The organism is Mesorhizobium calcicola (assembly GCF_042682105.1).
Lineage (GTDB): Bacteria > Pseudomonadota > Alphaproteobacteria > Rhizobiales > Rhizobiaceae > Mesorhizobium > Mesorhizobium calcicola.
Window position 1 is genome coordinate 14,939 of the sequence record NZ_JBHUGY010000037.1, and the last position, 23,215, is coordinate 38,153.

19 protein-coding genes are annotated in these 23,215 nt (G+C 63.9%); 6 read left to right on the forward strand and 13 right to left on the reverse strand.

The window, feature by feature from the left end; all coding sequences use genetic code 11:
• Nucleotides 1–206: 206 nt before the first annotated feature.
• The 10 genes from ACFSQT_RS24365 to puuE form a co-directional block, all read right to left on the reverse strand.
• The gene (locus tag ACFSQT_RS24365) at nucleotides 207–1,046 is read right to left on the reverse strand and encodes an alkaline phosphatase family protein (RefSeq protein WP_379022927.1); all 840 of its coding nucleotides are present in this window, start codon (nucleotides 1,044–1,046) and stop codon (nucleotides 207–209) included.
• A 65-nt stretch (nucleotides 1,047–1,111) separates the two neighbouring features.
• Nucleotides 1,112–2,767, reverse strand: a complete 1,656-nt coding sequence (locus ACFSQT_RS24370; RefSeq protein ID WP_379022929.1) for an ABC transporter ATP-binding protein — start codon at nucleotides 2,765–2,767, stop codon at nucleotides 1,112–1,114.
• Complete coding sequence (locus tag ACFSQT_RS24375) at nucleotides 2,767–3,594, reverse strand: ABC transporter permease (protein ID WP_379022931.1); 828 nt, start codon at nucleotides 3,592–3,594, stop codon at nucleotides 2,767–2,769. The genes ACFSQT_RS24370 and ACFSQT_RS24375 overlap by 1 nt, the downstream gene beginning before the upstream one ends.
• A 12-nt stretch (nucleotides 3,595–3,606) precedes the next feature.
• Nucleotides 3,607–4,566 carry an ABC transporter permease gene (locus ACFSQT_RS24380; protein ID WP_379022933.1) on the reverse strand — a complete coding sequence of 320 codons (960 nt, stop codon included), beginning with the start codon at nucleotides 4,564–4,566 and terminating at the stop codon, nucleotides 3,607–3,609.
• 16 nt (nucleotides 4,567–4,582) lie between these two features.
• Nucleotides 4,583–6,169 (reverse strand): ABC transporter substrate-binding protein, encoded by a 1,587-nt coding sequence (locus ACFSQT_RS24385; protein ID WP_379022935.1) that lies wholly within the window; start codon nucleotides 6,167–6,169, stop codon nucleotides 4,583–4,585.
• 154 nt (nucleotides 6,170–6,323) lie between these two features.
• Nucleotides 6,324–8,309 carry a CocE/NonD family hydrolase gene (locus tag ACFSQT_RS24390; RefSeq protein ID WP_379022937.1) on the reverse strand — a complete coding sequence of 662 codons (1,986 nt, stop codon included), beginning with the start codon at nucleotides 8,307–8,309 and terminating at the stop codon, nucleotides 6,324–6,326.
• Between the two features lie 82 nt (nucleotides 8,310–8,391).
• The gene (locus tag ACFSQT_RS24395) at nucleotides 8,392–8,985 is read right to left on the reverse strand and encodes a nucleoside deaminase (RefSeq protein ID WP_379022939.1); all 594 of its coding nucleotides are present in this window, start codon (nucleotides 8,983–8,985) and stop codon (nucleotides 8,392–8,394) included.
• Nucleotides 8,985–9,488 carry an ureidoglycolate lyase gene (locus tag ACFSQT_RS24400; RefSeq protein WP_379022941.1) on the reverse strand — a complete coding sequence of 168 codons (504 nt, stop codon included), beginning with the start codon at nucleotides 9,486–9,488 and terminating at the stop codon, nucleotides 8,985–8,987. Before ACFSQT_RS24400 ends, ACFSQT_RS24395 begins: the two co-directional genes overlap by 1 nt.
• Nucleotides 9,485–10,348: a bifunctional allantoicase/(S)-ureidoglycine aminohydrolase gene (locus ACFSQT_RS24405; protein WP_379022943.1), complete on the reverse strand. Its 864-nt coding sequence runs from the start codon at nucleotides 10,346–10,348 to the stop codon at nucleotides 9,485–9,487. Before ACFSQT_RS24405 ends, ACFSQT_RS24400 begins: the two co-directional genes overlap by 4 nt.
• A 10-nt stretch (nucleotides 10,349–10,358) precedes the next feature.
• Entirely contained in the window at nucleotides 10,359–11,777 is a 1,419-nt protein-coding gene (puuE, locus tag ACFSQT_RS24410; protein WP_379022945.1) for an allantoinase PuuE, read from the reverse strand.
• A 203-nt stretch (nucleotides 11,778–11,980) separates the two neighbouring features.
• Between puuE and uraH the strand changes: the two genes are divergently transcribed.
• The 4 genes from uraH to xdhC all read left to right on the forward strand — a co-directional run bounded on the left by uraH (nucleotide 11,981) and on the right by xdhC (nucleotide 17,142).
• The gene (gene uraH, locus ACFSQT_RS24415) at nucleotides 11,981–12,355 is read left to right on the forward strand and encodes a hydroxyisourate hydrolase (RefSeq protein WP_379022947.1); all 375 of its coding nucleotides are present in this window, start codon (nucleotides 11,981–11,983) and stop codon (nucleotides 12,353–12,355) included.
• Between the two features lie 3 nt (nucleotides 12,356–12,358).
• Nucleotides 12,359–13,840: a xanthine dehydrogenase small subunit gene (gene xdhA / locus ACFSQT_RS24420; RefSeq protein WP_379022949.1), complete on the forward strand. Its 1,482-nt coding sequence runs from the start codon at nucleotides 12,359–12,361 to the stop codon at nucleotides 13,838–13,840.
• Nucleotides 13,840–16,191 (forward strand): xanthine dehydrogenase molybdopterin binding subunit, encoded by a 2,352-nt coding sequence (xdhB, locus tag ACFSQT_RS24425; protein WP_379023179.1) that lies wholly within the window; start codon nucleotides 13,840–13,842, stop codon nucleotides 16,189–16,191. Before xdhA ends, xdhB begins: the two co-directional genes overlap by 1 nt.
• A gap of 63 nt (nucleotides 16,192–16,254) precedes the next feature.
• A complete protein-coding gene (gene xdhC / locus ACFSQT_RS24430; protein ID WP_379022951.1) occupies nucleotides 16,255–17,142 on the forward strand; it encodes a xanthine dehydrogenase accessory protein XdhC in 888 nt (295 codons plus the stop codon).
• On the opposite strand, the gene ACFSQT_RS24435 is transcribed toward xdhC, so the two are convergent.
• From ACFSQT_RS24435 to ACFSQT_RS24445, 3 genes are all read right to left on the reverse strand, one after another.
• Entirely contained in the window at nucleotides 17,139–18,401 is a 1,263-nt protein-coding gene (locus tag ACFSQT_RS24435) for an LLM class flavin-dependent oxidoreductase (RefSeq protein ID WP_379023181.1), read from the reverse strand. The genes xdhC and ACFSQT_RS24435 overlap by 4 nt on opposite strands.
• Before the next feature lie 17 nt (nucleotides 18,402–18,418).
• Nucleotides 18,419–19,423 carry an LLM class flavin-dependent oxidoreductase gene (locus tag ACFSQT_RS24440; protein ID WP_379022953.1) on the reverse strand — a complete coding sequence of 335 codons (1,005 nt, stop codon included), beginning with the start codon at nucleotides 19,421–19,423 and terminating at the stop codon, nucleotides 18,419–18,421.
• Nucleotides 19,424–19,563: 140 nt separating this feature from the next.
• The gene (locus tag ACFSQT_RS24445) at nucleotides 19,564–20,484 is read right to left on the reverse strand and encodes a LysR family transcriptional regulator (RefSeq protein WP_379022955.1); all 921 of its coding nucleotides are present in this window, start codon (nucleotides 20,482–20,484) and stop codon (nucleotides 19,564–19,566) included.
• 136 nt (nucleotides 20,485–20,620) lie between these two features.
• Between ACFSQT_RS24445 and ACFSQT_RS24450 the strand changes: the two genes are divergently transcribed.
• Complete coding sequence (locus ACFSQT_RS24450) at nucleotides 20,621–21,838, forward strand: urate hydroxylase PuuD (RefSeq protein ID WP_379022957.1); 1,218 nt, start codon at nucleotides 20,621–20,623, stop codon at nucleotides 21,836–21,838.
• 1 nt (nucleotide 21,839) lies between these two features.
• Entirely contained in the window at nucleotides 21,840–23,153 is a 1,314-nt protein-coding gene (gene guaD / locus ACFSQT_RS24455) for a guanine deaminase (RefSeq protein WP_379022959.1), read from the forward strand.
• The last annotated feature ends 62 nt before the right edge of the window (nucleotides 23,154–23,215 follow it).

Genomic DNA, 23,215 nt, shown 5'->3' on the forward strand with positions numbered 1-23,215 from the left:
GAATTTGCGGAGGCTAACCGAAGAGCGGGGCGGTTGCCAGAGCATCCCTTCTCCCCGTCCCTATACGGGGAGAAGGTGCCGGGTAGGCGGATGAGGGGCGGCGCGAGCGTTCCGCTATTCATATTCGATGTTGGCGCAGCCCCTCACCCTTACCCTCTCCCCGTAAAGGACGGGGAGAGGGGGACGACAACGTCGCGGCCACGCCTTCAGTCCAGGAAAGCCTTCGCCTTCATCGTCGCCGGCATCGGCACGCCGAGGCGGCTCAAGATGGTCGGCGCCAGTTGCAACTGGTCGAGCAGCGTGTCGGCCTGCGGTCCCTTGCCGGGTCCGAAATAATACAGCGCGAAATCCTGCATCTCGTCGTCATGGCCGCCATGATGGCCGCGATCGGTCTGGCCGTGGTCGGCGGTGACCATCACCTCGTAGCCGGCCTCAATCCAGCCCGGCAGGAAGGCGGCCAGCATGCCGTCCATCGCATAGACGGCATGATCCATCTCATGGCAGTCATGGCCGAAGCGATGGCCCATCGAATCGAGCGTGCAGGTATGCAGGATGCCGTAGTCGATGCCGTGGCGCCTGGTCAGCATGGTCAGCGTCGCGAACAGGTCGACATCGCTCGGCGTCATCTGGTTGCGGGCATTGTAGCCGGTCATGGTGTGAAACCGGCCATGCGTGATCGGCCCGCTTGGCTCGTCGAATTCCATGTCCTCGACGAGATCGAACGGATAGGCACGGAAGAATTCCGACCAGTAGGAATGGGTCACGGCGCCGGTCTTGCCGCCGGCCTTGCTGACTTCGGAAAAGATGTCGGGTTGCTCGACGCGGAACCGGTTCTCGTTGGACAGGATGCCGTGCACCTGGGGTGATACGCCGGTGTGGATCGAGGCGTAGCAGCAGGCCGAAGTCGACGGCAGCACGGAGCGCATCTTCCAGACGCTCGCCTCGCCCGATTGCACCCAGCCTTCGAGATTGCCCATCAGCCGCCGCCAGTTCCGGTAAGGGACGCCGTCGAGGATGATCAGCAAAAGCTTGGATTTGAGCGCCACGGGCTGCTCCATGCAGTCTTGTCATAGAGGGCAGGGATGAGGTCCCGGGCCCGACCAATGGGTCGCTAGTTCCCCGCGCTGGCCATGCGCCGTCCCTTGATCGCCTTTTCCAGCCAGCCGATCTCCATCTCGGGGACGGATGACAGGAGAAGGTCGGTATAGTCGTCGAAGGGCGGGCTCAGCACCTTGCTCTTCGGCCCATAGCGCACCACTTCGCCGCGATACATCACCGCGATCGAATCGGCGATCGACTTCACCGTGGCAAGGTCATGGGTGATGAACAGATAGGCGACGTTCTCCTCCTTCTGCAGCTCGAGCAGCAGCTCGAGAATGCCGTGCGCGACCAGCGGATCGAGCGCCGAGGTCACCTCGTCGCAGATGATGAGCTTCGGCTTGGCGGCGAGCGAGCGGGCGATGCAGACGCGCTGCTTCTGGCCACCGGAAAGCTCGGCCGGATAGCGGTCGGAAAAGCCTTTGCCCATCTCGATCTTGTCGAGCAGTTCGGCGACGCGTCTGTCGCGCTCGCGGCCGCGTATGCCAAAATAGAATTCGAGCGGCCGGCCGATGATGGTGCCGACGGTCTGGCGTGGGTTCATCGCCACATCGGCCATCTGGTAGATCATCTGCAGCTGGCGCAGGTCTTCTTTCGGCCGGTCGGCGAGCCGGTTTGCCAGCGGACGCCCGTCGAAGGTCACCGTGCCCTCTTCGGGTGGCAAAAGCCCGGTGATGGCGCGCGCCAGCGTCGACTTGCCGGAGCCGGATTCGCCGACGACGGCCAGCGTCTGGCCCGGATAGATGTCGACCGAGACGTTCTTCAGCACCTTGATGTGGCTGCGGCCGTAGGCGGCGGTGACGTTCTTCACCGACAGGAACGGCGTCGTGCCGGGCTTCTGCTCGGCATGTTCGATCTCATGCACCGACACCAGCGCGTTGGTGTATTCCTGGCGCGGCTCCTTGATGATCTGGCGGGTGCCGCCCCATTCGACCAACCGGCCGTGGCGCAGCACCATGATCTCGTCGGAGACCTGGGCGACGACCGCAAGGTCGTGGGTGATGTAGAGCGCGGCGACATGCGTGTCGCGGATGGCATCCTTGATCGCCGCCAGCACGTCGATCTGCGTCGTCACGTCGAGCGCCGTGGTCGGCTCGTCGAAGACGATCAGGTCCGGCTCGGAACAAAGCGCCATCGCCGTCATCACGCGCTGCAGCTGGCCACCCGAGACCTGGTGCGGGAAGCGCTCGCCGATGGTTTCGGGGTTCGGCAGGCTGAGCTTCTTGAACAGCGCAACGGCGCGCTTCTCGGCCTCGGCACGCGTCGCAGTGCCGTGCAGCAGGGTGGCTTCCACCACCTGGTCCATCAGCTTGTGCGCCGGGTTGAAGGCAGCCGCCGCCGACTGTGCGACATAGCAGACCTCGCGGCCGCGCAGCTTGCGGAAGCCGTCCTTGCCCCCCTTGAGGATATCGCGGCCGTTGAGGATCACCTCGCCGCCGGTGATGCGCACACCGCCGCGGCCATAGCCCATCGAGGACAGGCCGATGGTCGACTTGCCGGCGCCGGATTCGCCGATCAGGCCAAGCACCTTGCCCTTTTGCAGCGTCAGCGAGACATCGTGCACCAGCACGATATTCTTCGGCGGCTCGCCAGGCGGAAAGACGGTGGCCTCGATGCGCAGATTGCGGATGTCGAGCAGCAGGCCAGGGTTCGCTTTGCTGTCGGCCATCACCCGCGTCCTCCCTTCAGGCTTGTCGTACGATTGAGGATCCAATCGGCAACAAGGTTGACCGAGATTGCCAGCGCTGCAATCGCCGCCGCCGGAATGAGTGCGGCGCCGATGCCGAAGACGATGCCGTCCTTGTTTTCCTTGACCATGCCGCCCCAGTCGGCATCCGGCGGTTGCACGCCTAGGCCGAGGAAGGACAGAGTCGACAGGAACAGCACGGCATAGATGAAGCGCAGGCCGAGTTCCGAAACCAGCGGCGACAGCGCGTTGGGCAGGATCTCGCGGAAGATGATCCAGGCGCTGCCTTCGCCGCGCAGCTTCGCCGCTTCGACATAGTCCATGACGTTGATGTCGACGGCCACCGCGCGCGACAGACGGTAGACTCGGGTCGAGTCGAGAACGCCCATCACCAGGATCAGCGTCACCAGATTGGAGGGCAGCACCGAGAGCACCACGAGAGCCATGATCAGCGTCGGGATCGACATAAGCAGATCGACAAGGCGCGACAGCAGCGTGTCGAACCAGCCGCCGAACACCGCCGCCGAAAAGCCCAGAATAGAGCCGAGCGAGAAGGAAAGGGCTGTCGCGAGCACCGCGATGAACAGCGTGATGCGGGCGCCGTAGATCATGCGCGACAGCAGGTCACGCCCGAGATTGTCGGTGCCCAGCCAATGCGCCGACGACATTGGGTCCCAAGGGACGTCGCTGACGATCTCGGCATTGCCGTGCGGTGCGATCCATGGCGCGAACACTGCCGCCAGCACGAACAGCGTCGTCAGCACGATACCGATCAATGCCGGGAGGGGGATGCGTTTGATATTCTGCATGTCCGCCCCCTCCTACTTCGGATGCCTGAGCCGCGGATTGGCGACGATCGCCGCAATGTCCGCGATGATGTTCAGGCTGATGTAGACGGCGGCGAAGATCAGGCCGACCGCCTGCACCACCGGCACGTCGCGTTTGGTGACGTGGTCGACGAGATACTGTCCCATGCCCGGGTAGACGAAGATCACCTCCACCACGACAACGCCGACGATGAGATAGGCGAGGTTGAGCATGACGACGTTGATGATCGGCGCGATCGCGTTCGGAAAGGCATGCTTGCGGATGACGGCGAAGGCCGACAGGCCCTTCAACTCGGCGGTCTCGACATAAGCCGACTGCATGACGTTGAGGATCGCCGCGCGCGTCATGCGCATCATGTGGGCCAGAACCACCAGCGTCAGCGCCGCCGCCGGCAAAGCGATGGCCTGCATGCGCTCGCCGAACGGCATGCCGTCATAGACGGTGGAGATGGCCGGGAACCATTGGTGCTGAACGGCGAAGTAGAAGACGAGCACATAGCCGATGAAGAATTCCGGGAACGACGTTGAGGCGAGCGCCAGGCCGGAGATCAGCTTGTCGACCCAGCCGTTGCGGTAGCGCACAGCGATCAGGCCGAGGATGATCGCCAGCGGCACAGCGACGATCGCCGCCCAGAAGGCCAGGAACAGCGTGTTCCACAGCCTGTCCTTGATCGACGTCGCGATATCCTGCCCGCTCGACATCGCGGTGCCGAGGTCGCCGGTCAAAACGCCGCCCAGCCAGTGGAAATACCTGATATAGGCCGGATCGTTGAGGCCGAGTTGCTCGCGCAGATTGGCGAGCGACTCCGGTGTCGCCGATTGCCCGAGGATGGCTTGCGCGACGTCGCCGGGCAGGATCTGGGTGCCGGCGAAGATCAGGACCGAAACGGCCAGCAACAGCACGATGCCCAGCGCAACGCGCTGGGCAATCAGTTTCAGGATGGGTGAAGACATATCCGCAAAGCCGGGCTCAGGCTTCGAGCCAGCACTTCGCCAAGGCGTAGCCGTTCATCAATTCCTGATGCGGATCGTCCACCCAGCCGCCGACCTTGGCGCCGGTCGCGTCGATGAACTGGTTGAACATCGGCAGGATCAGGCCGCCCTCGTCGCGCACCATGACAGCCATGTCGTGGTACATCGCCTTGCGCTTTGCCTCGTCGAGCTCGGCGCGCGCCGCCAGCACCATCTTGTCGAAATCAGGACGCTTGAAGCGGGTGTCGTTCCAGTCGGCCGTCGACAGATAGGCGGTCGAGTACATCTGATCCTGGGTCGAGCGGCCGCCCCAGTAGGAGGCGCAGAAGGGCTGCTTGTTCCAAACCTCGTTCCAGTAGCCGTCGCCCGGCTCGCGCTTGATCTCCAGCTTGATGCCGGCCTTGGCCGCGCTCTGCTGATAGAGCTGCGAGGCATCGACGGCGCCGGGGAAGGCGACGTCCGAGGTGCGGAGCAGGATCGAGCCGTCATGGCCGGACTTCTTGTAGTGGAACTTGGCCTTGTCCGGATCGTACTTGCGCTGCTCGATCTCGGTGAACAGCGGATAGGACGCGTTGATCGGGAAGTCGTTGCCGAGCGAGCCGTAGCCGCGCAGCACCTTGTTCAGCATCTCCTCGCGGTCGATGGCCAGCTTCAGCGCCATCCTGAGGTCGTTGTTGTCGAACGGCGCCGTGTTGCAATGCATGATGAACACGTAGTGGCCGGGGCCTGCATGGTTGCGGATGGTGACGCCGGGCACGCGCTTGATCAGGTCGACGATCTTCGGTTCGACGCGGTTGATCATGTTGACCTGGCCGCCCTGCAGGGCCGCCGTGCGCGCCGTCGCATCGTTGATGACGACAACCTCGATCTGGTCGGCATGGCCCATCTTGTCGCCCTGCCAGTAATTGGCGAAGCGCTCGCCTACATGGCGCACGCCGGGCTCGTTGGTCTTGACCACGTAAGGTCCGGCCGAGATACCGGCATCGGGCTTGTCCTTGCCGCCGTTGGGCTGCACGATCAGGTGATAGTCGCTGAGCAGGTAGGGAAGGTCGGCATTGGCTTCCTTCAGCGTCAGCACCACTTCCTTGCCGCTGGCCTTGATGCTCTCGATGCCCTTCATGTAGCCCAGAGCGCCGGATTTCGACTTCTCGTCGGAATGGCGCTCGAGCGTCGCGGCGACGTCCTCGGCGGTCACGGTCTTGCCGTTGTGGAATTCGACGCCGTCACGGATCTTTAGTGTCCAGACCTTGGCGTCGTCGGACGAGCCGATCTCCTCGGCGATGCGGTTCTCGAGCTTGCCCTCGGGCGACAGCTCGACGATCATTTCGCCCCAGCACTTGCCGAAGGCGAACGGCACCTGCGTCATCATCAGCGCCGGGTCGAGGCTGTTGGTGGATTCGCCGCCGACCAGGCCGGCCTTCAGCGCTCCGCCCTTGACCGGACCCGCCGCGCGCGCCGCACTGGAAAGCAGCGAGTTGGCGAAGGTCGCGGTGACGCCGAGCGCTGCCGCCCGGCCGAGAAAATCGCGACGGCTCAGTTTGCCGGACGCGACGCGCCGGCTAAGGAATTCCAGTTCGTTTGACATGTTGAGTTCCTCACTCTGTTGGTTCGACTCTGCGGTCGTTCTTCTTGTTTCTTGTGAGGAGAATAATGACCGCAAGGGAAAGCGGTAAGCAAGACCGAATGCGACATGCCGTGGCGTAAATCGTACGTCGCATTTGGGCGAACAAGATCGGTGCTCAAAGGAGCGCGCGCGGCACCCTCTCCTCGAAATTTCGTTCGAAAACGAGAGTTTCGCCCTCAAAGGCCTCAATTCGGGCGCTGACGATGAAGTTTTGCGCGTCCGACCGCATTTCGGCTGATGTTTCGGTGCGCACCGACCATCCATTTCGCGACAGCGTCTGCGTCCAGTGGGTTTTTCCCGAGGCCGACAGCGGACTATCGGCGTGGATCGTCCAGGTCTCGCGGGCAATGCTGCCATTGGCCAGGCCGTGGGCAAGATCGCGCACCTCGCCGAAATCGTCCGTTATGGAAAGCGTGACAATTCCCGTCTTCTCGTCGCGCTCGACATGACGCTCGGAATTGGCGGCGCGGATCGTCTCTGTTGCCCAGGGAGTGGCGCCTTCCGGCTCGGCGAACGTCACCTCGTTGCCTGTCGCCAGCGGCCGCAGCGGCAAGGACAGCGTCGCGGCCGACAAGGTGAGCCTGACAGGCTCCGGCGACGGCCAGATCATCGGCCAATAGGCGTTCGACACCGCAATACGCAGGCGGTGACCGGCCGGTACGCGATAGGCGCATTGATCGAGCGCCACGTGCGCCGACACGGTTTCGCCCGGCACCAGCGCCTCGGGAAGTTCGTGCGAATTGCGATGCGTCAGATTGAGCACGCCATAGGAGATCAGCTCGGACGCGCCATCGGGATGCACGTCGCACAACCGGATCGCGATGTTGGCCTGCGGACGGTCTGAGGATAGCCGCACCTCGACTTCGGGCGCGCCGACGATGTCGATCGCCTCACTGAGTTCCGGCTGGTCGAAACACACCGACAAAGCGTCGTCGGGGCGCTGGTCGCCGGGCAGTTCGGGGCCGAAGGTGAACGGAAAATATTCGCCGCCGGCAAGGCCGCAGATTTGCGGCGAGGCAACGATGGCGGGTTTGCCGCCCTTGGCTACAAGCTCGATCGATTGCGTCCTGATGGCGGGCGACGGCCATTCCTGCTCCGCCACCCAACGGCCGGGCCGGTCGGGATGCCAGCGCGCCGGACGGACGCTGTCCATCACATAGGCGCGGTAGGCCGGATCGGCCTCGACGCCGGTGTCGACATTCTTCAGCCAGCGGTCCCACCAGCGCAACGCCTCCTGCAGGAAGCCGATGGCAGGCCTGGGTGCTGCGTAATGTGGGTATTTGTGGATCCACGGCCCGACAATACCCTTCACCGGAGACTGGATGTTGGTGACGAGGTGCGAGATCGTGTTGCGGTAGCCGTCATGCCAGCCGCCGATCGACAGCACCGCGGCCTGGATGGCGGAAAAATCCTCGCAGATCGAGCCGCGTTTCCAGTAGGCGTCGCGGTGCTGGTGCTTCAGCCACAGCGGCGCCAGGAAAGGCTGGTTCTCCAGCCGGGTCAGCCACAGATCGCGCCACCTGACGTCGCCCGCCAGCAGCGGATCCGGCGGCCGCGACGAATAGGACAGCATGGTCGAGGCCCAGCCGAAATTCTCGATCAGCAGGCAGCCGCCCTTGTAGTGGATGTCGTCGGCATAGCGGTCGACGGTCGAACACAGGCTGATCACCGCCTTCAGCGCCGGCGGTCGCTTGGCCGCCACCTGCAGGCAGTTGAAGCCACCCCAGGATATGCCCATCATGCCGACATTGCCGTTGCACCAGGGCTGCGATGCCGCCCAGGCGATGACGTCGCAGGCATCCTGCAATTCCTGCTCGGAATATTCGTCGTCCATCAGCCCTTCGGAATCGCCATTGCCGCGCATGTCGACGCGGATCGAGGCGTAGCCATGGCCGGCGAAATAGGGATGCGTCAGCTGATCGCGAAAGATCGTGCCGTCGCGCTTGCGATAGGGCAGGTGCTCGAGGATCGCCGGCACCGGATCGTCGCTGGCATCTTCCGGCATCCATACCCGCGCCGACAGCCGGCAGCCGTCGGGCATGACGATTCCCATGTCCGGGAATTCGACGACCTTGCGGGGAAATTCGGTGACGGTTTTCATGCGGGACTCCAAGATCGCCAGATGATGGAGCCGGTGGGACCGCGTCGTGGGCCAGCCGACGAATTCGGCTGGTCAATCCGCGTCAATTCAGCGGAATGTCGTTGTCGCCCTTGCTCGCCTGGTAGGCACCGGACAATTCGTCATAGCGTGCCGAGATCCTGCCGATGCGCGTTTCCAGCCGCTGGCGCTCGGCCTCGGGTAGCGACCGCACCAGCCTGCGGATCGAAAAGCTCTTCCAGTAGGCGTTCTCGGCATTGTAGCCGCCGGGATCGAGGGTGAAGACCTCCTTCAGAATCCTGAGATCATGCGGGATGGCGAAGCTGTCGCGCGAATCCTCATGGCTGAACAGATAGTAGAAATTGTCGAAGCCGGTCCAGGTGATCGCCGACAGGCACAGCGAGCAGGGTTCGTGCGTGGCGATGAAGATGGCGTCTTTCGTATCGACGCGCTCGGCCTTGGGCATTTCGTAGAAGCGCTTCAGGCAATGCACCTCGCCATGCCAGAGCGGGTTTTCCATCTCGTTGTTGGTCTCGGCCAGCACCAGCGAATGGTCGTCCTTGCGCAGGATCGCCGCGCCGAACAGCTTGTTGCCATGGGCAATGCCTTCTGCCGTCTTCGGCACGATGTCGTGCTCGATGACATCGAGCAGGCGGTCGATCAGGGAAATGTCGGTCATCACAGGCTCTCGTCGCGGAGATGGATCTCGTAGGCGTGCGAGAAATGGAATTCCTCGAGGTTGGAGCCGTCGCCACCACGGTCGACGATCAGGAAATCCTGCGCCTCGCCGAGCGGCGTCAGCACGCCATGCCACAGATTGCGGGAATAGTTGATGCCTTGTCCGGGCGCGGTGATGAAGGCGAGCGGCTCGCCTGGCCCCTCATCACCATCATGGCACACGACGACCAGGAAGGGGCGCGGCGACAGCGGAATGAAAGCCTGGCTGCCCAAGGGGTGCCGCTCGACCATGGTCAGCTTCAGCGGCAATTCGTAAGGCGTGCCGCGCACCATCGAGATCAACACGCGGGCGTTCGGCCCCGCGGCCTCTGCGGTGGCGAGGTCGTGGTAGCGTTCGGCCTTGCCGCCATTGATCGGGTAGTGGTTGTCGCCACCCATGTCGATGACGTCGCCGAAGGCGGCAAAGCTCTCGCGGGTCAGCGGCCGCGCGACGATGCGGGTCACGGCGCCCGCCTTGCAATGCCGGCGCCGCCGAGCTTGGCGTGGCGGTTGACGTCCTTGTAGAGCAGGTAGCGGAATTTGCCCGGGCCGCCGGCATAGCAGGCCTGCGGGCAGAAGGCGCGCAGCCACATATAGTCGCCGGCCTCGACCTCGACCCAGTCCTGGTTGAGGCGGTAGACCGCCTTGCCTTCCAGCACATAGAGCCCGTGCTCCATGACATGGGTCTCGGCGAAGGGAATGACCGCGCCGGGTTCCAGCGTCACGATGGTCATGTGCATGTCGTGGCGCAAATCGGCCGGATCGACGAAACGCGTCGTTGCCCAGCGGCCGTCGGTGCCCGGCATCGGCGTCGGCGCGATGTCCCGTTCGTTGGTGAAGAAGGCTTCCGGCGCATCGAGACCGTCGACCGCCTCGTAAGCCTTGCGAATCCAGTGGAAGCGGACCTCGGTCTTGCTTTCGTTGCGAACCGTCCAGCCGCTTGCCGGCGGCAGGAAGGCAAAGCCGCCCGGTCGCAACACATGCTTCTTGCCGGCAAACAGAACCATCAGTTCGCCCTCGACCACGAACAGGGCGCCCTCGGCGCCGGCATCGGGCTCCGGCCGTTCACTGCCGCCGCCGGGCGCGACCTCGACGATGTATTGTGAAAACGTCTCGGCAAAACCGGACAGCGGCCGCGACAATATCCAGACGCGGGTCTTGTCCCAGAACGGCAGGGCGCTGGTGACGATGTCCTGCATCACGCCCCTGGGGATGACGGCATAGGCTTCGGTGAAGACGGCGCGGCCGGTCAGAAGCTCGTTCTGGCCGGGGTGGCCGCCATGCGGCGCATAATAGGTTCGGTCGGGCATCCTGATCGTATCCATGGGTTTAAACCTATTGCGGAAGCATGTCCCTGAGGCGGAGCAGCGCGATGCGCTCGACCTGCTTGCAGGCGGTTTCGAATTCAACGCCGCGGCCGTTGCCTATGCGCGCCTCGAATTCCGCCAGGATCTCCTCCTTGGTCTTGCCCTTCACCGCGATGATGAAAGGGAAGCCGAAGGTGGTGACATAGGCGGCGTTGAGCTTGGAAAACAGCTCGCGCTCCTTGTCCGTCAGCGCGTCGAGGCCGGCCGAAGCCTGCTCCCTGGTCGATTCGGCCGTCAGCCGCTTGGCCTTGGCCAGTTTGCCGGCAAGGTCGGGATGCGCGTTGAGCACCGAAAGCCGCTCGGTCTCGCTGGCGGCGCGAAAGACGCGGCAAAGCGCGTTGTGCAGGCCGCCTGACGTGTCATGCGCCGGACCCAGTTCCAGCTCGTAGGCGCGTTCGGCGATCCATGGCGAATGTTCGAAGACACCGCCGAAAGTGTGGACGAACGTCTCGAACTCCATCTTCGATGGCCTGAGTGTCGCCGGCCGATAGGGATGGTTCTCTTGCCAATGCCTGGCGATATCGATGCGCCGCGCCAGCCAGACCTTGTCGTGCGACTTGACATAGTCGACGAAGCGCTTCAGCGCCGCCACCCGGCCCGGCCGCCCGACGAGACGGCAATGCAGGCCGATATTCATCATGCGCGGCCGGCCGGCCTTGCCCTCGGCGTAGAGCGTGTCGAAACTGTCCTTCAGATAGGCAAAGAACTGGTCGCCCGAATTGAACCCTTGCGGCGTGGCGAAACGCATGTCGTTGGCATCGAGCGTATAGGGGATGATGAGCTGTGTGCCGCCTTCATGCTCGAACCAGTAGGGCAGTTCGTCGTCATAGGTGTCCGACACGTAGTCGAAGCCGCCTTCTTCAGCCACCAGCCGCACCGTGTTGACCGAAGTGCGGCCTGTATACCAGCCGGTCGGGCGCTGGCCGGTCACCTCGTAGTGCAGGCGGATCGCCGCTTCGAGGTCGCGGCGCTCGTCCTCGGCGCTGTGGTCGCGGTAGTCGATCCATCTCAGCCCGTGCGAGGCGATCTCCCAGCCGGCTTCCTGCATCGCCGTGACCTGATCGGGCGAGCGGGCCAGCGCGGTGGCGACGCCGTAGCAGGTCACCGGCACCTCGGCCCCGGTGAACAGCCGGAGCAGCCGCCAGAAGCCGACGCGGGCGCCGTATTCGTAGATCGATTCCATATTCCAGTGGCGCTGGCCCACCCAGGGTGCCGCGCCGACGATCTCCGACAGGAAGGCCTCCGAAGCCTTGTCGCCGTGGAGCACGCAGTTCTCGCCGCCCTCTTCATAGTTGACGACGAACTGCACGGCGACATGCGCGCCGCCAGGCCATTTCGGATCCGGCGGATTGGCTCCATAGCCGCGCATGTCTCTGATGTAACGCATCGTCCCTCCTGCCGGGCATCGCCCGAACTATGATCAGGATATCGAAAGGGCTGCCCGTGCATTCCCCCGAAAATTTTTGAAAGTGTTTTTGTCGCGCTCCGCTCGACCGGGACTTATGCATCGCCTTTAATTGGCGCACAATTCATCGGTAACGTTCGATTGCACCGGCCAATTCGTTGGCATTGGGAAATGGGAGGCGGCCAGTGGCAGAAACGTCGATAGCCGATGGCGGGCGTCTGACGACCCATGTCCTCGACACGGCGACCGGCAAGCCGGCGGCGGGACTGTCGATTGCGCTCTATCACCTCGAGGGCGACGCGCGGACACATCTGAAGACCGTTGTCACCAATGACGATGGCCGTTGCGACGCGCCGCTGCTCGCCGGCGCCGAGTTCCGCACCGGTGAATACGAACTGGTCTTCGCCGCCGGCGATTATCTGCGGCGCCAGGGCACAAAGCTGCCAAGCCCGGCATTCCTCGACATCGTGCCGATCCGTTTCGGCATGGCCGAACCGGTGCACTATCACGTGCCGCTGCTCGTCTCGCCCTACGGCTATTCGACCTACAGGGGGAGCTGAAGCATGGCCAAGGTCAGGGTCCGCAACGGGATCCGTTTCATTCTCAACGGCAGGGATGTCGTGCTTTCGTCGGTGGCGCCAGACGCGACCTTGCTCGACTGGCTGCGGCTCGACCGTTCGCTGCGCGGCACCAAGGAAGGCTGCGCCGAGGGCGATTGCGGCGCCTGCACCGTATTGGTTGGAAAGCTCTCGGCTGGCGGGCTGGTCTATGAAAGCGTCAACGCCTGCATCCGCTTCCTCGGCTCGCTGGACGGCACTCATGTCGTGACGGTCGAGCACCTGCGCGGCCTTCCCGGTCATTTGCACCCGGTGCAGCAGGCGATGGTCGATTTCCATGGCTCGCAATGCGGCTTCTGCACGCCGGGCTTCGTCATGTCGCTTTATGGCCTGTGGATGAGGTCGCCCCACCCGTCGAATGGGGCAATAGAAAAGGCTTTGCAAGGTAACCTCTGCCGCTGCACCGGCTACGAGGCGATCATGCGCGCCGCGCACGCCATCTCCAGCTACGGCAAGGCGGCGAAGGACCCGCTGGCGGTCGAGCGCAAGGCGATCATGGCAAGGCTCGAAGCCATGCATGACGGCGCACGGGTCGAGATCGGCGCCGGTAAGGAGCGGCTGATCGTGCCGGCTAACGTCGACGATTTCGCCGCGGTGCTGGACAAGGAACCTGGCGCCACCATCGTCGCCGGCTCGACCGATGTCGGCCTGTGGGTGACCAAGCACATGCGCGATATCTCGCCGGTGATCTTCATCGGCGATCTCGACGGGCTTTGCACCATCGCCGAGGACAAGGGCGTCATCACCATCGGCGCCGGCGTCACCTACACCGAGGCGTTCTCGACGCTCGCCAAGCGCATCCCGGCGCTGGGGCCGTTGTTCGATCGCATCGGTGGCGAACAGGTGCGCAACATGGGCACCATCGGCGGCAATATCGCCAACGGTTCGCCGATCGGCGATACGCCGCCGCCCTTGATCGCGCTCGGCGCGCGGCTGACGCTGCGCAAGGGCAACAAGCGGCGCACGATCCCGCTGGAAACCTTCTTCATCGCCTATGGCAAGCAGGATCGGCTATCAGGCGAATTCGTCGAAGCCGTGCACGTTCCCATCCCCGCTAAGGGCACGAAATTCGCCGTCCACAAGATCACCAAGCGCCGCGACGAGGACATCACGGCGGCCCTCGGCGCCTTCTTCCTGACGCTGGCCAAGGATGGCACGGTCGCGGACGTGCGCATCGCCTATGGCGGCATGGCGGCGACGCCGAAGCGGGCGTCGGCTGTCGAAAAAGCGCTGCTCGGCAAGCCGTGGACCGAACAGACGATTGAGGCGGCGATGGCGAAGTACGCTGATGATTTCACTCCGCTGACCGACATGCGGGCCTCGGCCGAGTATCGCGCCCTGGCGGCGCGCAATCTTTTGCTGCGCTTCTTCGCCGAGACCAGCGGCACCAGGGAGCCGATCCAGGTTTCAAGGAACGAGGCGGCATGATGAACAAGCACGCCACCCCCAATCTCAGGGCTGAAAAGATCACCGGCGGCGTCGCCACCGACCAGCGGCATGATTCTGGCCACAAGCATGTCAGCGGCACCGCCGTCTACATCGACGACATGCCGGAACCGGCCGGCACGCTGCATGGCTGCCTTGGGCTTTCGGCTGCCACCCATGCCACCATCACCAGCATGGACCTGTCGGCGGTGCGCGCTGCCCCGGGGGTCGTCGACGTGCTGACGGCCAGCGATGTGCCGGGTGAAAACGACATTTCGCCGACGGGTCGCCATGACGAACCGGTGCTGGCCGACGGCAAGGTGCAATTCTACGGCCAGCCGATCTTCTGCGTCATTGCCGAGACGCGCGAGCAGGCACGCCGCGCCACCAGGCTGGCCAAGGTCGAATACGAGGATTTGCCTTTCGTCACCGACATCGGCGAACTCGATCCCCGCAAGGACAGGCTGGTCACGCCGCCCCTGACCCTTAAGCGCGGCGACGCCGCGGCGGCGATCAAGGCCGCGCCCCGCCGGCTCAAAGGGCAGATGCGCGTCGGCGGCCAGGAGCATTTCTATCTCGAGGGCCATATCGCCATGGCCGTGCCCGGCGAGGACGAGGACGTCACCATCTATTCCTCGACCCAGCATCCGAGCGAAGTCCAACACATGGTCAGCCATGCGCTCGGCGTGCCGAGCAACGCCATCACGGTGGAAATCCGCCGCATGGGCGGCGGTTTCGGCGGCAAGGAGACGCAAGGCAACCAGTTTGCGGCATTGGCAGCCATTGCCGCGAAAAAGCACCACCGCGCCGTGAAAATCCGGCCCGACCGCGACGACGACATGATCGCCACCGGCAAGCGCCATGACTTCCTCGTCGACTACGAAGTCGGCTTCGATGACGAGGGCAACATTCTCGGCGTCGATTTCATGTTCGCGGCGCGCTGTGGTTTCTCCTCGGACCTGTCAGGTCCGGTGACCGATCGCGCGCTGTTCCACTGCGACAACACCTATTTCTGGCCGGCGGTGCATGCCCAGTCGGCGCCGCTCTACACCAACACCGTGTCGAACACCGCTTTCCGTGGTTTCGGCGGTCCGCAAGGCATGGTCGGTGCCGAGCGCGTTATCGACGAGGTTGCGTTCGCCGTCGGCAAGGATCCGCTCGAAATCCGCAAGAAGAATTTTTATGGCACCAGCGACCGCAATGTCACGCCCTACCACCAGACGGTCGAGGACAACATCATCCAGCGCATCGTCGCCGAGCTTGAGCAGAGCGCCGGCTATGCGCGGCGTCGGCGCGAGATATCGGCCTTCAACGCCAACAGCCGTTTCATCAAGCGTGGTCTGGCGCTGACGCCGGTCAAGTTCGGCATCTCGTTCACGGCCACGCACTACAACCAGGCGGGCGCGCTGGTGCACGTCTACACTGATGGTTCGGTGCATCTGAACCATGGCGGCACGGAGATGGGACAGGGCCTTTACATCAAGGTGGCGCAGGTGGTGGCGGAAGAATTCCAGATCGATCTCGATCAGGTGAAGATCACCGCGACCACGACCGGCAAGGTGCCGAACACCTCGGCCACGGCAGCGTCGTCCGGTTCCGACCTCAACGGCATGGCGGCGCAGAACGGCGCTCGCCAGATCAAGGATCGGTTGACCAATTTCGCCGCCGAAAAATATCAGGTGCCGCGCGACCAGGTGCTGTTCCTGCCCAACCGGGTGCGCATCGGCAACCAGGAGATCGCCTTCGCCGACCTCGTCAAACAGGCCTATATGGCCCGTATCCAGCTTTCGGCGGCGGGCTTTTACAAGACACCGAAGATCCACTGGAACCGTGACAAGGGCGAAGGCCGCCCCTTCTATTACTTCGCTTATGGTGCCTCGTGCTCGGAAGTCTCGGTCGACACGCTGACCGGCGAGTACATGGTCGAGCGCACCGACATATTGCATGACACGGGCCGCTCGCTGAACCGCGCCATCGATATCGGCCAGATCGAAGGCGGCTTCATCCAGGGCATGGGCTGGCTGACGACCGAGGAACTGTGGTGGGACGACAAGGGCCGGCTGCGCACGCACGCGCCGTCGACCTACAAGATCCCGCTGGCGTCGGACCGGCCGAAGATCTTCAACGTTACCTTGGCCGACTGGCCGGAGGCAAGCGAGCCGACGGTCCATCGCTCCAAGGCGGTCGGCGAGCCGCCGTTCCCGCTCGGCATGTCGGTGCTGCACGCGCTGTCGGATGCGGTGGCGAGCGTTGCCGACCACAAGATCTGTCCGCGTCTCGATGCTCCTGCAACGCCCGAACGCGTGCTGATGACGATCGAACGGCTGAAGAACGAGGTCAAGGCCAGCGCCTGAATCCAGCAAAAACGTGCAATTCAGGCCGAAAAACTCTATGTTTCCCAACAGGGAACGCGAGAAATGAACTCGAAAGTGCAAAGCCTGAAAGCCTTTCTCGGCAGCGCCGGCCGTGTTGCGCTGGTCGAAGTGGCCGGCACCAAAGGCTCGACGCCACGCGAGAAGGGCGCCTTCATGCTCGTCTCGCAAGCGTCGACGTTCGGCACGATCGGCGGCGGCCAGCTCGAGTACATGGCCATCGACAAGGCGCGGCAGATGCTTTTCTCCCCCTCAAGGGATGCCCGCATCGAGGTCGCCGAGGTCTGCGCGACCCTCGACGTGCCGCTTGGCCCCGAGATTGGCCAATGCTGTGGCGGGCGCGTCGAAGTGTTGATCCGGCTCGTCGATGCGACGCTGGCAGCCGAGGTGGTTGCGGCGGCGGAAGTCGAGGAGGCGCTCCTGCCGCATGTCTATATCTTCGGCGGCGGCCATGTCGGCCAGGCGCTGGCGTCGGCGATAGCCCTTCTTCCCGTGCACGGCGTTGTCGTCGAGACTCGGGCCGAGGCGCTGGAAGGCATGCCGGAAACCGTCGAGACGCGGCTGACGCCGATGCCCGAAGCGATGGTGCGCGATGCTCCGGCCGGCACCGCTTTCGCCATCCTCACCCACGACCACGCGCTTGATTTCCTGATCGTCGCCGAAGCGCTGAAGCGTGACGACACCGCCTATGTCGGCATGATCGGCTCGAAGACCAAGAAAGCGACGTTCAAGAACTGGTTCCTGAAATCGGCGGATGGCAGCGAGACGGAATTTGCCCGCCTCGTCTCGCCGATCGGGGGCGATGCCGTCAAGGACAAGCGCCCGCCCGTCATCGCCGCACTTGCGGCTGCCGAGATCATGATGGCGCTGGTTGTCCACGCCGCAGCATCAACCGCCGACCAGGCCTCGCGCCGCAAGGTCATGGCCGGCTAAGTTTGCGTCGCAGCTACACCCGGCCGCTTCAAGCCCAGATGGTCGCGAAGCGTGTGGCCCTCATAATCCTTGCGGAACAGGCCGCGCCGCTGCAGTTCCGGCACGACCAGTGCGGCAAAGGCATCGAGTTCGCCAAGGAAATATGCGGGCATGACGTTGAAGCCGTCGGCGGCACCGCCTTCGAACCGCGCCTGCAACTCGTCGGCGATCTGGGCCGCCGTTCCGACGATGCGCCAATGGCCGCGCGCGCCGGCGAAGTGGCGGGCAAGCTGGCGGATGGAAAGACCATCGCGGTGCGATTGCTCGACGACCAGCGCCTGCCGGCTTTTCATTCCCTCGCTCTCCGGCAGTACGGGGAGCGGCCCGTCGATCGGATAGCGCCACAGGTCGGAAATGCTGAGATAGCTGGACAGCAGCGCAACGCCGACATCGTCGGGGATCAGCTCCTGCAACGCCTCGTATTTTTCCTGGGCTTGCGCCTCGGTTTCCGCCACCACTGGCGCAACGCCGGGCATGATCTTGATGTCGTCCGGCTCGCGCTCATAGGCCGCCAGACGCCCCTTGAGATCGTCGTAGAACGCCTTCGCCTCCTCGAAAGTCTGCGCCGCGGTGAACACCACATCGGCGGTGCGGGCGGCAAGGTCGCGTCCGACATCCGAGGCGCCGGCCTGAACCATCACTGGTGCGCCCTGCGCTGAACGCGGCAGGTCGAGCGGGTCGCGAACCGAAAAGCTCTGGCCGTCATGGCCGGAAGCTCCGTCGAGCTTGCCGCGCCAAAGCCCGGTGACCACCTCGGCGAACTCACGCGCCCGCTCATAGCGTTCGGCATGCGGACGCAAGCCGGTCGAGCCGAAATTGGCGGCTTCGATGGGACTGGCCGAGGTGACCAGGTTCCAGCCGGCGCGGCCGCCGCTCAGATGGTCGAGCGACAGGAAGGTCCGCGCCAGCCCGTAGGGCTCGTTGTAGCTCGTCGACGCCGTCGAGACGAGACCGATGCGGCTGGTCTGGACGGCCAGCGCCGAAAGCAGGCTGATCGGCTCGAAGCCAATCGACCGCGACGTCTGGCTGGCGATCGCGACATTGGCTTCGCGCAAGCCGGCGGCATCTTCGCAGAAGACCATGTCGAACTTCGCCGCCTCCGCTATGCGCGCCAGTTCGATGTAGTGGTCGATGTCGATACCGGCCGTCACATGCGCCTTGGGATGGCGCCAGGCGGCGATATGGTGGCCCGTCGCCCACAGGAAGGCGCCGAGCTTCATCTCGCGGGGAGCGGCGGTCACGCTGCTCCCGCCGTCAGCCCAAGATGCGAGCGCAAGGTTGCGCCGCGATAGCTCTGTCGAAACAGGCCACGCCGCCGCAGCGTCGGCAAAACAAGATCGATGAAATCGTCGAGCGCTGAAAGCGGCGCCGGCATCAGAATGTTGAACCCGTCGCAGCTTTTCGCCCGGAACTGTTCTTCAAGCCTCTCGGCGGTAACACCCGGCTGGCCATCAGTGACCGGCGAGACATTCACCAGCACCCTCACGGCATCAGGGTCGCGTCCGCACGCAATGACGCGCCGCTTCAGGTCGTCATAACGGGCTTTCGTGCTCTCGTTCGGTCCGTCGTCCAGCAGGACGACATCGGCGGTGCGGGCGGCAATATCCATGTCCGGTACCGACACGCCTGACAGCATCAGCACCGGCCTGTCCTGCGGCGATCGCGCGACGTTCAACGGTCCACGGACGGAAAAGAACGCACCCTTGTGGTCGAGCAGGTGCATCTTTTCGGGATCGTGGAAGCGGCCGCCGCTTTTGTCGAACTTGAGCGCGTCGGCATCCCAGCCCTGCCACAAGCCCTCGACGATGCCGATATATTCCTCACTGCGGCGGCGAAAGTCGTCGCTGGAAAATCCGTCCGGCCGGCTGAAATTGGCCGCTTCACGCGGATCCTGCGCCATGGTCGCGTTCCAGCCGGCGCGGCCATGGCTGATGATGTCGAGCGAGGCGAAACGGCGGGCCAGATTGTAGGGCTGGTGGGCGACCGTCGAGGCCGCGGCGACCAGGCCGATCCTGCTCGTTACCGTCGCCAGCGCAGCCAGCAAGGTCGTCGCTTCGAAGGGCACCGTCGCGGCATCGCTGACGGAAGCCGGCGCTGAATCGGCGAAAATCACCATGTCCAGCCCGGCAGCTTCGGCCTTTTGCACAAACCGCGCCAGACGGCTGAAGTCCGGCTCAGGCGATGCATCGGCGGTTCCCGGAAACGGCGAAACGGCAAGATGCATTGTGGCGCCGTTGTCCATCGATGGCCCCTGCAGGACGAAATACCACCGCAACTATGTTCGTCACATCTGGCGATGGCAACCGCTGGCGCTGGGCCAACCGCCACTCACTTGCCAGCCAACCATCACTTGCCGGCCAGCCAGCTCTTTCCCGCCAGTGCTTATTTGCCGGCGAGAATATCTTTGATCAGCCGCTGGCAGCGCTCGGCCATGAAGTCGAGCAGCAACCGCACCTTGGGGTCCTGCAGCTTCTTGTGCGGATAGACGGCGGCGAACTGCACCGGCGTCGGCGGCGTGCCGGTCAGGATGACCTGCAGCCGCCGGTCGCGGATGAACGGCTCGACCTCGAAGCGCGGCTTGTTGATGATGCCGCGCCCCGACAGTGCCCAGCCCGTCAGCACATCGCCATCGTCGGTGTCGTAAGGCCCGTGCACCTCGAATTTCTGCGGACCGGTGGGGGTCTGCAACGTCCACACATATTCGCGCGCACCGGAATAGCGCAGCATCAGGCAGTCGTGCTTCTTGCCGATCAGCTCCTGCGGCTCGATCGGTTCGCCGCGCGCCTCCAGATATTTCGGCGCCGCCACCAGCACGCGTTCGCATTCCATGATGCCGCGCATCCTGAGGCTGGAATCCTCGATGATACCGAGCCGGAAGGCGACGTCGATGCCTTCCTTCATGATGTCGACATTATGGTCCGAGAGCCTGAGCCGCACCTCGATATCAGGATATTTGTCGTGGAAATCGGGGATGCCCGAAGCCACCAGCCGGCGGCCGAGGCCCAAGGGTGCGGTGACCCGGATGGTGCCGCGTGGTTGGCCGGACAGCGCCGAGACCGCGGCTTCCGCTTCGGTGATCGCCTCCAGCACCTGCTTGGCGCCCGAATAAAACACCGTGCCATGCTCGGTCGGCATCAATTGCCGAGTGGTGCGGTTGAACAGCCGCACGCCGAGATGCTTCTCCAGCTCCTTGATGCGGTTGGAGGCGACCGCCGGCGAAATGCGCATGTCGCGCCCCGCCGCCGAAAGATTGCCGAGTTCGACGACGCGAACGAAGACGGCGATGTTGTCGAGATAGGCCATGCGGTTACGTGGCTTTCATGCGGCTGCGTCAGGCCAACCTAGTATTTTCCATTTTTTTTGAAAGTCATCGCACACCTCGCCTCTTTCCGTTTGCGCGCCACACCGTAAAGTCGCGTCATCGGCAGGGACGACTTCGATGATGGATTTCGCGATTTTCTGGGACTGGCTGAGCTTCGCCGTGCGCTGGCTGCACGTCATCACCGGCATCGCCTGGATCGGCTCGTCTTTCTATTTCGTCGCGCTCGATCTCGGCCTGCGCCAGCGTCCGGGCTTGCCGGTCGGCGCCTTCGGCGAGGAATGGCAGGTGCATGGCGGCGGTTTCTACCACATCCAGAAATATCTGGTGGCGCCGGCCGAAATGCCCGAGCACCTGACCTGGTTCAAATGGGAATCCTACGCCACCTGGCTGTCCGGCTTCGCCATGCTGTGCGTCGTCTATTATGCCGGAGCCGACCTGTTTCTGATCGATCCCAATGTGCTGCCGATGTCGGTGCCGGCTGGCATCTTGCTGTCGCTGGGAACGATCGGCGTCGGCTGGGTGGTCTATGATCTTCTGTGCCGCTCGCCGCTGGGAAAAAGCGACACCGGCCTGATGCTGGTGCTCTATTGCGTGCTGGTGTTCATCGCCTGGGGGCTCACCCATCTGTTCACCGGTCGCGCCGCCTTCCTGCATCTCGGCGCCATCACCGCGACGATCATGTCGGCCAACGTCTTCATGGTCATCATCCCCAACCAGAAGATCGTCGTCGCCGACCTCATCGCCGGCCGCAAGCCCGATCCGAAATACGGCAAGATCGCCAAGCAGCGCTCGCTGCACAACAACTACCTGACGCTGCCGGTGTTGTTCCTGATGCTGTCGAACCACTATCCGCTGGCCTTCGGCACGCAGTTCAACTGGGTCATCGCCTCGCTGGTGTTCATCATCGGCGTGCTGATCCGGCACTATTTCAACAGCGTCCATGCGCGCAAGGGCAACCCGACCTGGACCTGGCTGGCGGCGCTCGTCCTGTTTATCATCATCATCTGGCTGTCGACCGCGCCGAAGGTGCTGACCGGCGAATCGAAGGAATCGGCGGCTGCGCAGGTCTATGTCGCATCGGTGCATTTCCCGGCCGTGCGCGACACCGTGCTCGGCCGCTGCTCGATGTGCCACGCGGCGGAGCCGGTCTATGAGGGCATCTATCATGCGCCGATGGGCGTGATGCTCGACACCGACGCCGACATCGCCAACCACGCCCGCGAGATCTATCTGCAGGCCGGTCGCAGCCACGCCATGCCGCCGGCCAACGTCTCCCAGATCACCGACAAGGAACGGGCGCTGCTGGTGGCCTGGTTCGAAGGCGCGGGGAAATAGCATGACCTCGACACTTCTGCGCGGCCGCACGCTGTCCTTTGTGCGCTGGCCGCAAACCATCGATGATCATTCCGCCTGGCGCTACGAGGAGGATGGCGGCCTGCTGATCCGCGATGGCCGGATCGTCGCCGCCGGCGCCTATACGCAAGTCGAGAAACAGGCAGGCGAGGGCGCGAAGAAGATCGACCACCGGCCGCATCTGCTGCTGCCGGGCTTCATCGACGCGCATGTGCATTTCCCGCAGATGCAGGTCATCGCCTCCTATGGCGCCGAACTGCTCGACTGGCTGAACACCTACACCTTCCCGGAGGAGACGAAGTTCGCCAACGCGCAGCACGGCCGCCGCATCGCGCGGCTGTTCCTCGACGAGATGGTGCGCCACGGCACCACGACGGTGGCCGCCTACTGTTCGGTGCATAAGGCGTCGGCCGAAGCCTTCTTTGCCGAATCGCATGACCGCAACATGCTCAACATCGCCGGCAAGGTGATGATGGACCGCAACGCGCCCGACGGCGTGCTCGACACGCCGCAATCCGGTTATGACGACAGCAAGGCGCTGATCAGGGAATGGCACGGCAAGGGCCGCCAGCACTATGCCATCACCCCGCGCTTTGCCATCACCTCGTCGCCGCAACAGATGGAGATGGCGGGTGCGCTCTGCCGCGAGCATCCCGACCTGCACATGCAGACGCATCTGTCGGAAAACCACGCCGAGATCGCCCTCACGCAGGACCTCTATCCGCGGTCGCGCGACTACACCGACGTATACGAGCACTACGGGCTGCTGGGCAAGAAGAGCCTGTTCGGCCACTGCATCCATCTGTCCGAACGCGAGGCGGACGCGCTCTCGGAAACGGGCTCGGTGGCGGTGTTCTGTCCCACCTCGAACCTTTTCCTCGGCTCTGGCCTGTTCGACTACCAGCGCTTTCGCCACCGCGAAAAGCCGATCCGTATCGCCGCCGCCACCGATGTCGGCGGCGGCACCAACTATTCGATGCTGCGCACCATGGATGAGGGCTACAAGGTGATCGCGCTGAACGGCGAGAAACTGAATCCTTTCCAGTCCTTCTGGCAGATAACGCGCGGCAATGCCGAGGCGCTGTCGGTGGCGGACAAGATCGGCACGCTGGACGAAGGCACCGATGCCGACATCGTCGTGCTCGACGCCAGGGCGACGCCAGCGATGCGGCTGAGGATGGAAACGGTCGAGACGCTGGCGCAGGAGCTGTTTCTCCTGCAGACCCTGGGCGACGACCGCGCCGTGCGCGAGGTCTATGTCGCGGGACGGGCGGCCAAGACCGACTTGGCGATTTAGGCACGCTCCGATGTGTTCCTTGCTTGACCCGGCGGCGGCCATCGGTCAAACCGTGCGGCGAA

What these genes read in the sequence shown, in the direction of transcription:
- ACFSQT_RS24370 (WP_379022929.1), bottom strand. Translation starts at nt 2,767, where the DNA reads ATGGCCGACAGCAAAGCGAACCCTGGCCTGCTGCTCGACATCCGCAAT.
- ACFSQT_RS24375 (WP_379022931.1), bottom strand. Translation starts at nt 3,594, where the DNA reads ATGCAGAATATCAAACGCATCCCCCTCCCGGCATTGATCGGTATCGTG.
- ACFSQT_RS24380 (WP_379022933.1), bottom strand. Translation starts at nt 4,566, where the DNA reads ATGTCTTCACCCATCCTGAAACTGATTGCCCAGCGCGTTGCGCTGGGC.
- ACFSQT_RS24385 (WP_379022935.1), bottom strand. Translation starts at nt 6,169, where the DNA reads ATGTCAAACGAACTGGAATTCCTTAGCCGGCGCGTCGCGTCCGGCAAA.
- ACFSQT_RS24390 (WP_379022937.1), bottom strand. Translation starts at nt 8,309, where the DNA reads ATGAAAACCGTCACCGAATTTCCCCGCAAGGTCGTCGAATTCCCGGAC.
- ACFSQT_RS24395 (WP_379022939.1), bottom strand. Translation starts at nt 8,985, where the DNA reads ATGACCGACATTTCCCTGATCGACCGCCTGCTCGATGTCATCGAGCAC.
- ACFSQT_RS24405 (WP_379022943.1), bottom strand. Translation starts at nt 10,348, where the DNA reads ATGGATACGATCAGGATGCCCGACCGAACCTATTATGCGCCGCATGGC.
- puuE (WP_379022945.1), bottom strand. Translation starts at nt 11,777, where the DNA reads ATGCGTTACATCAGAGACATGCGCGGCTATGGAGCCAATCCGCCGGAT.
- xdhA (WP_379022949.1), top strand. Translation starts at nt 12,359, where the DNA reads ATGGCCAAGGTCAGGGTCCGCAACGGGATCCGTTTCATTCTCAACGGC.
- xdhB (WP_379023179.1), top strand. Translation starts at nt 13,840, where the DNA reads ATGAACAAGCACGCCACCCCCAATCTCAGGGCTGAAAAGATCACCGGC.
- xdhC (WP_379022951.1), top strand. Translation starts at nt 16,255, where the DNA reads ATGAACTCGAAAGTGCAAAGCCTGAAAGCCTTTCTCGGCAGCGCCGGC.
- ACFSQT_RS24435 (WP_379023181.1), bottom strand. Translation starts at nt 18,401, where the DNA reads ATGAAGCTCGGCGCCTTCCTGTGGGCGACGGGCCACCATATCGCCGCC.
- ACFSQT_RS24440 (WP_379022953.1), bottom strand. Translation starts at nt 19,423, where the DNA reads ATGGACAACGGCGCCACAATGCATCTTGCCGTTTCGCCGTTTCCGGGA.
- ACFSQT_RS24445 (WP_379022955.1), bottom strand. Translation starts at nt 20,484, where the DNA reads ATGGCCTATCTCGACAACATCGCCGTCTTCGTTCGCGTCGTCGAACTC.
- ACFSQT_RS24450 (WP_379022957.1), top strand. Translation starts at nt 20,621, where the DNA reads ATGATGGATTTCGCGATTTTCTGGGACTGGCTGAGCTTCGCCGTGCGC.
- guaD (WP_379022959.1), top strand. Translation starts at nt 21,840, where the DNA reads ATGACCTCGACACTTCTGCGCGGCCGCACGCTGTCCTTTGTGCGCTGG.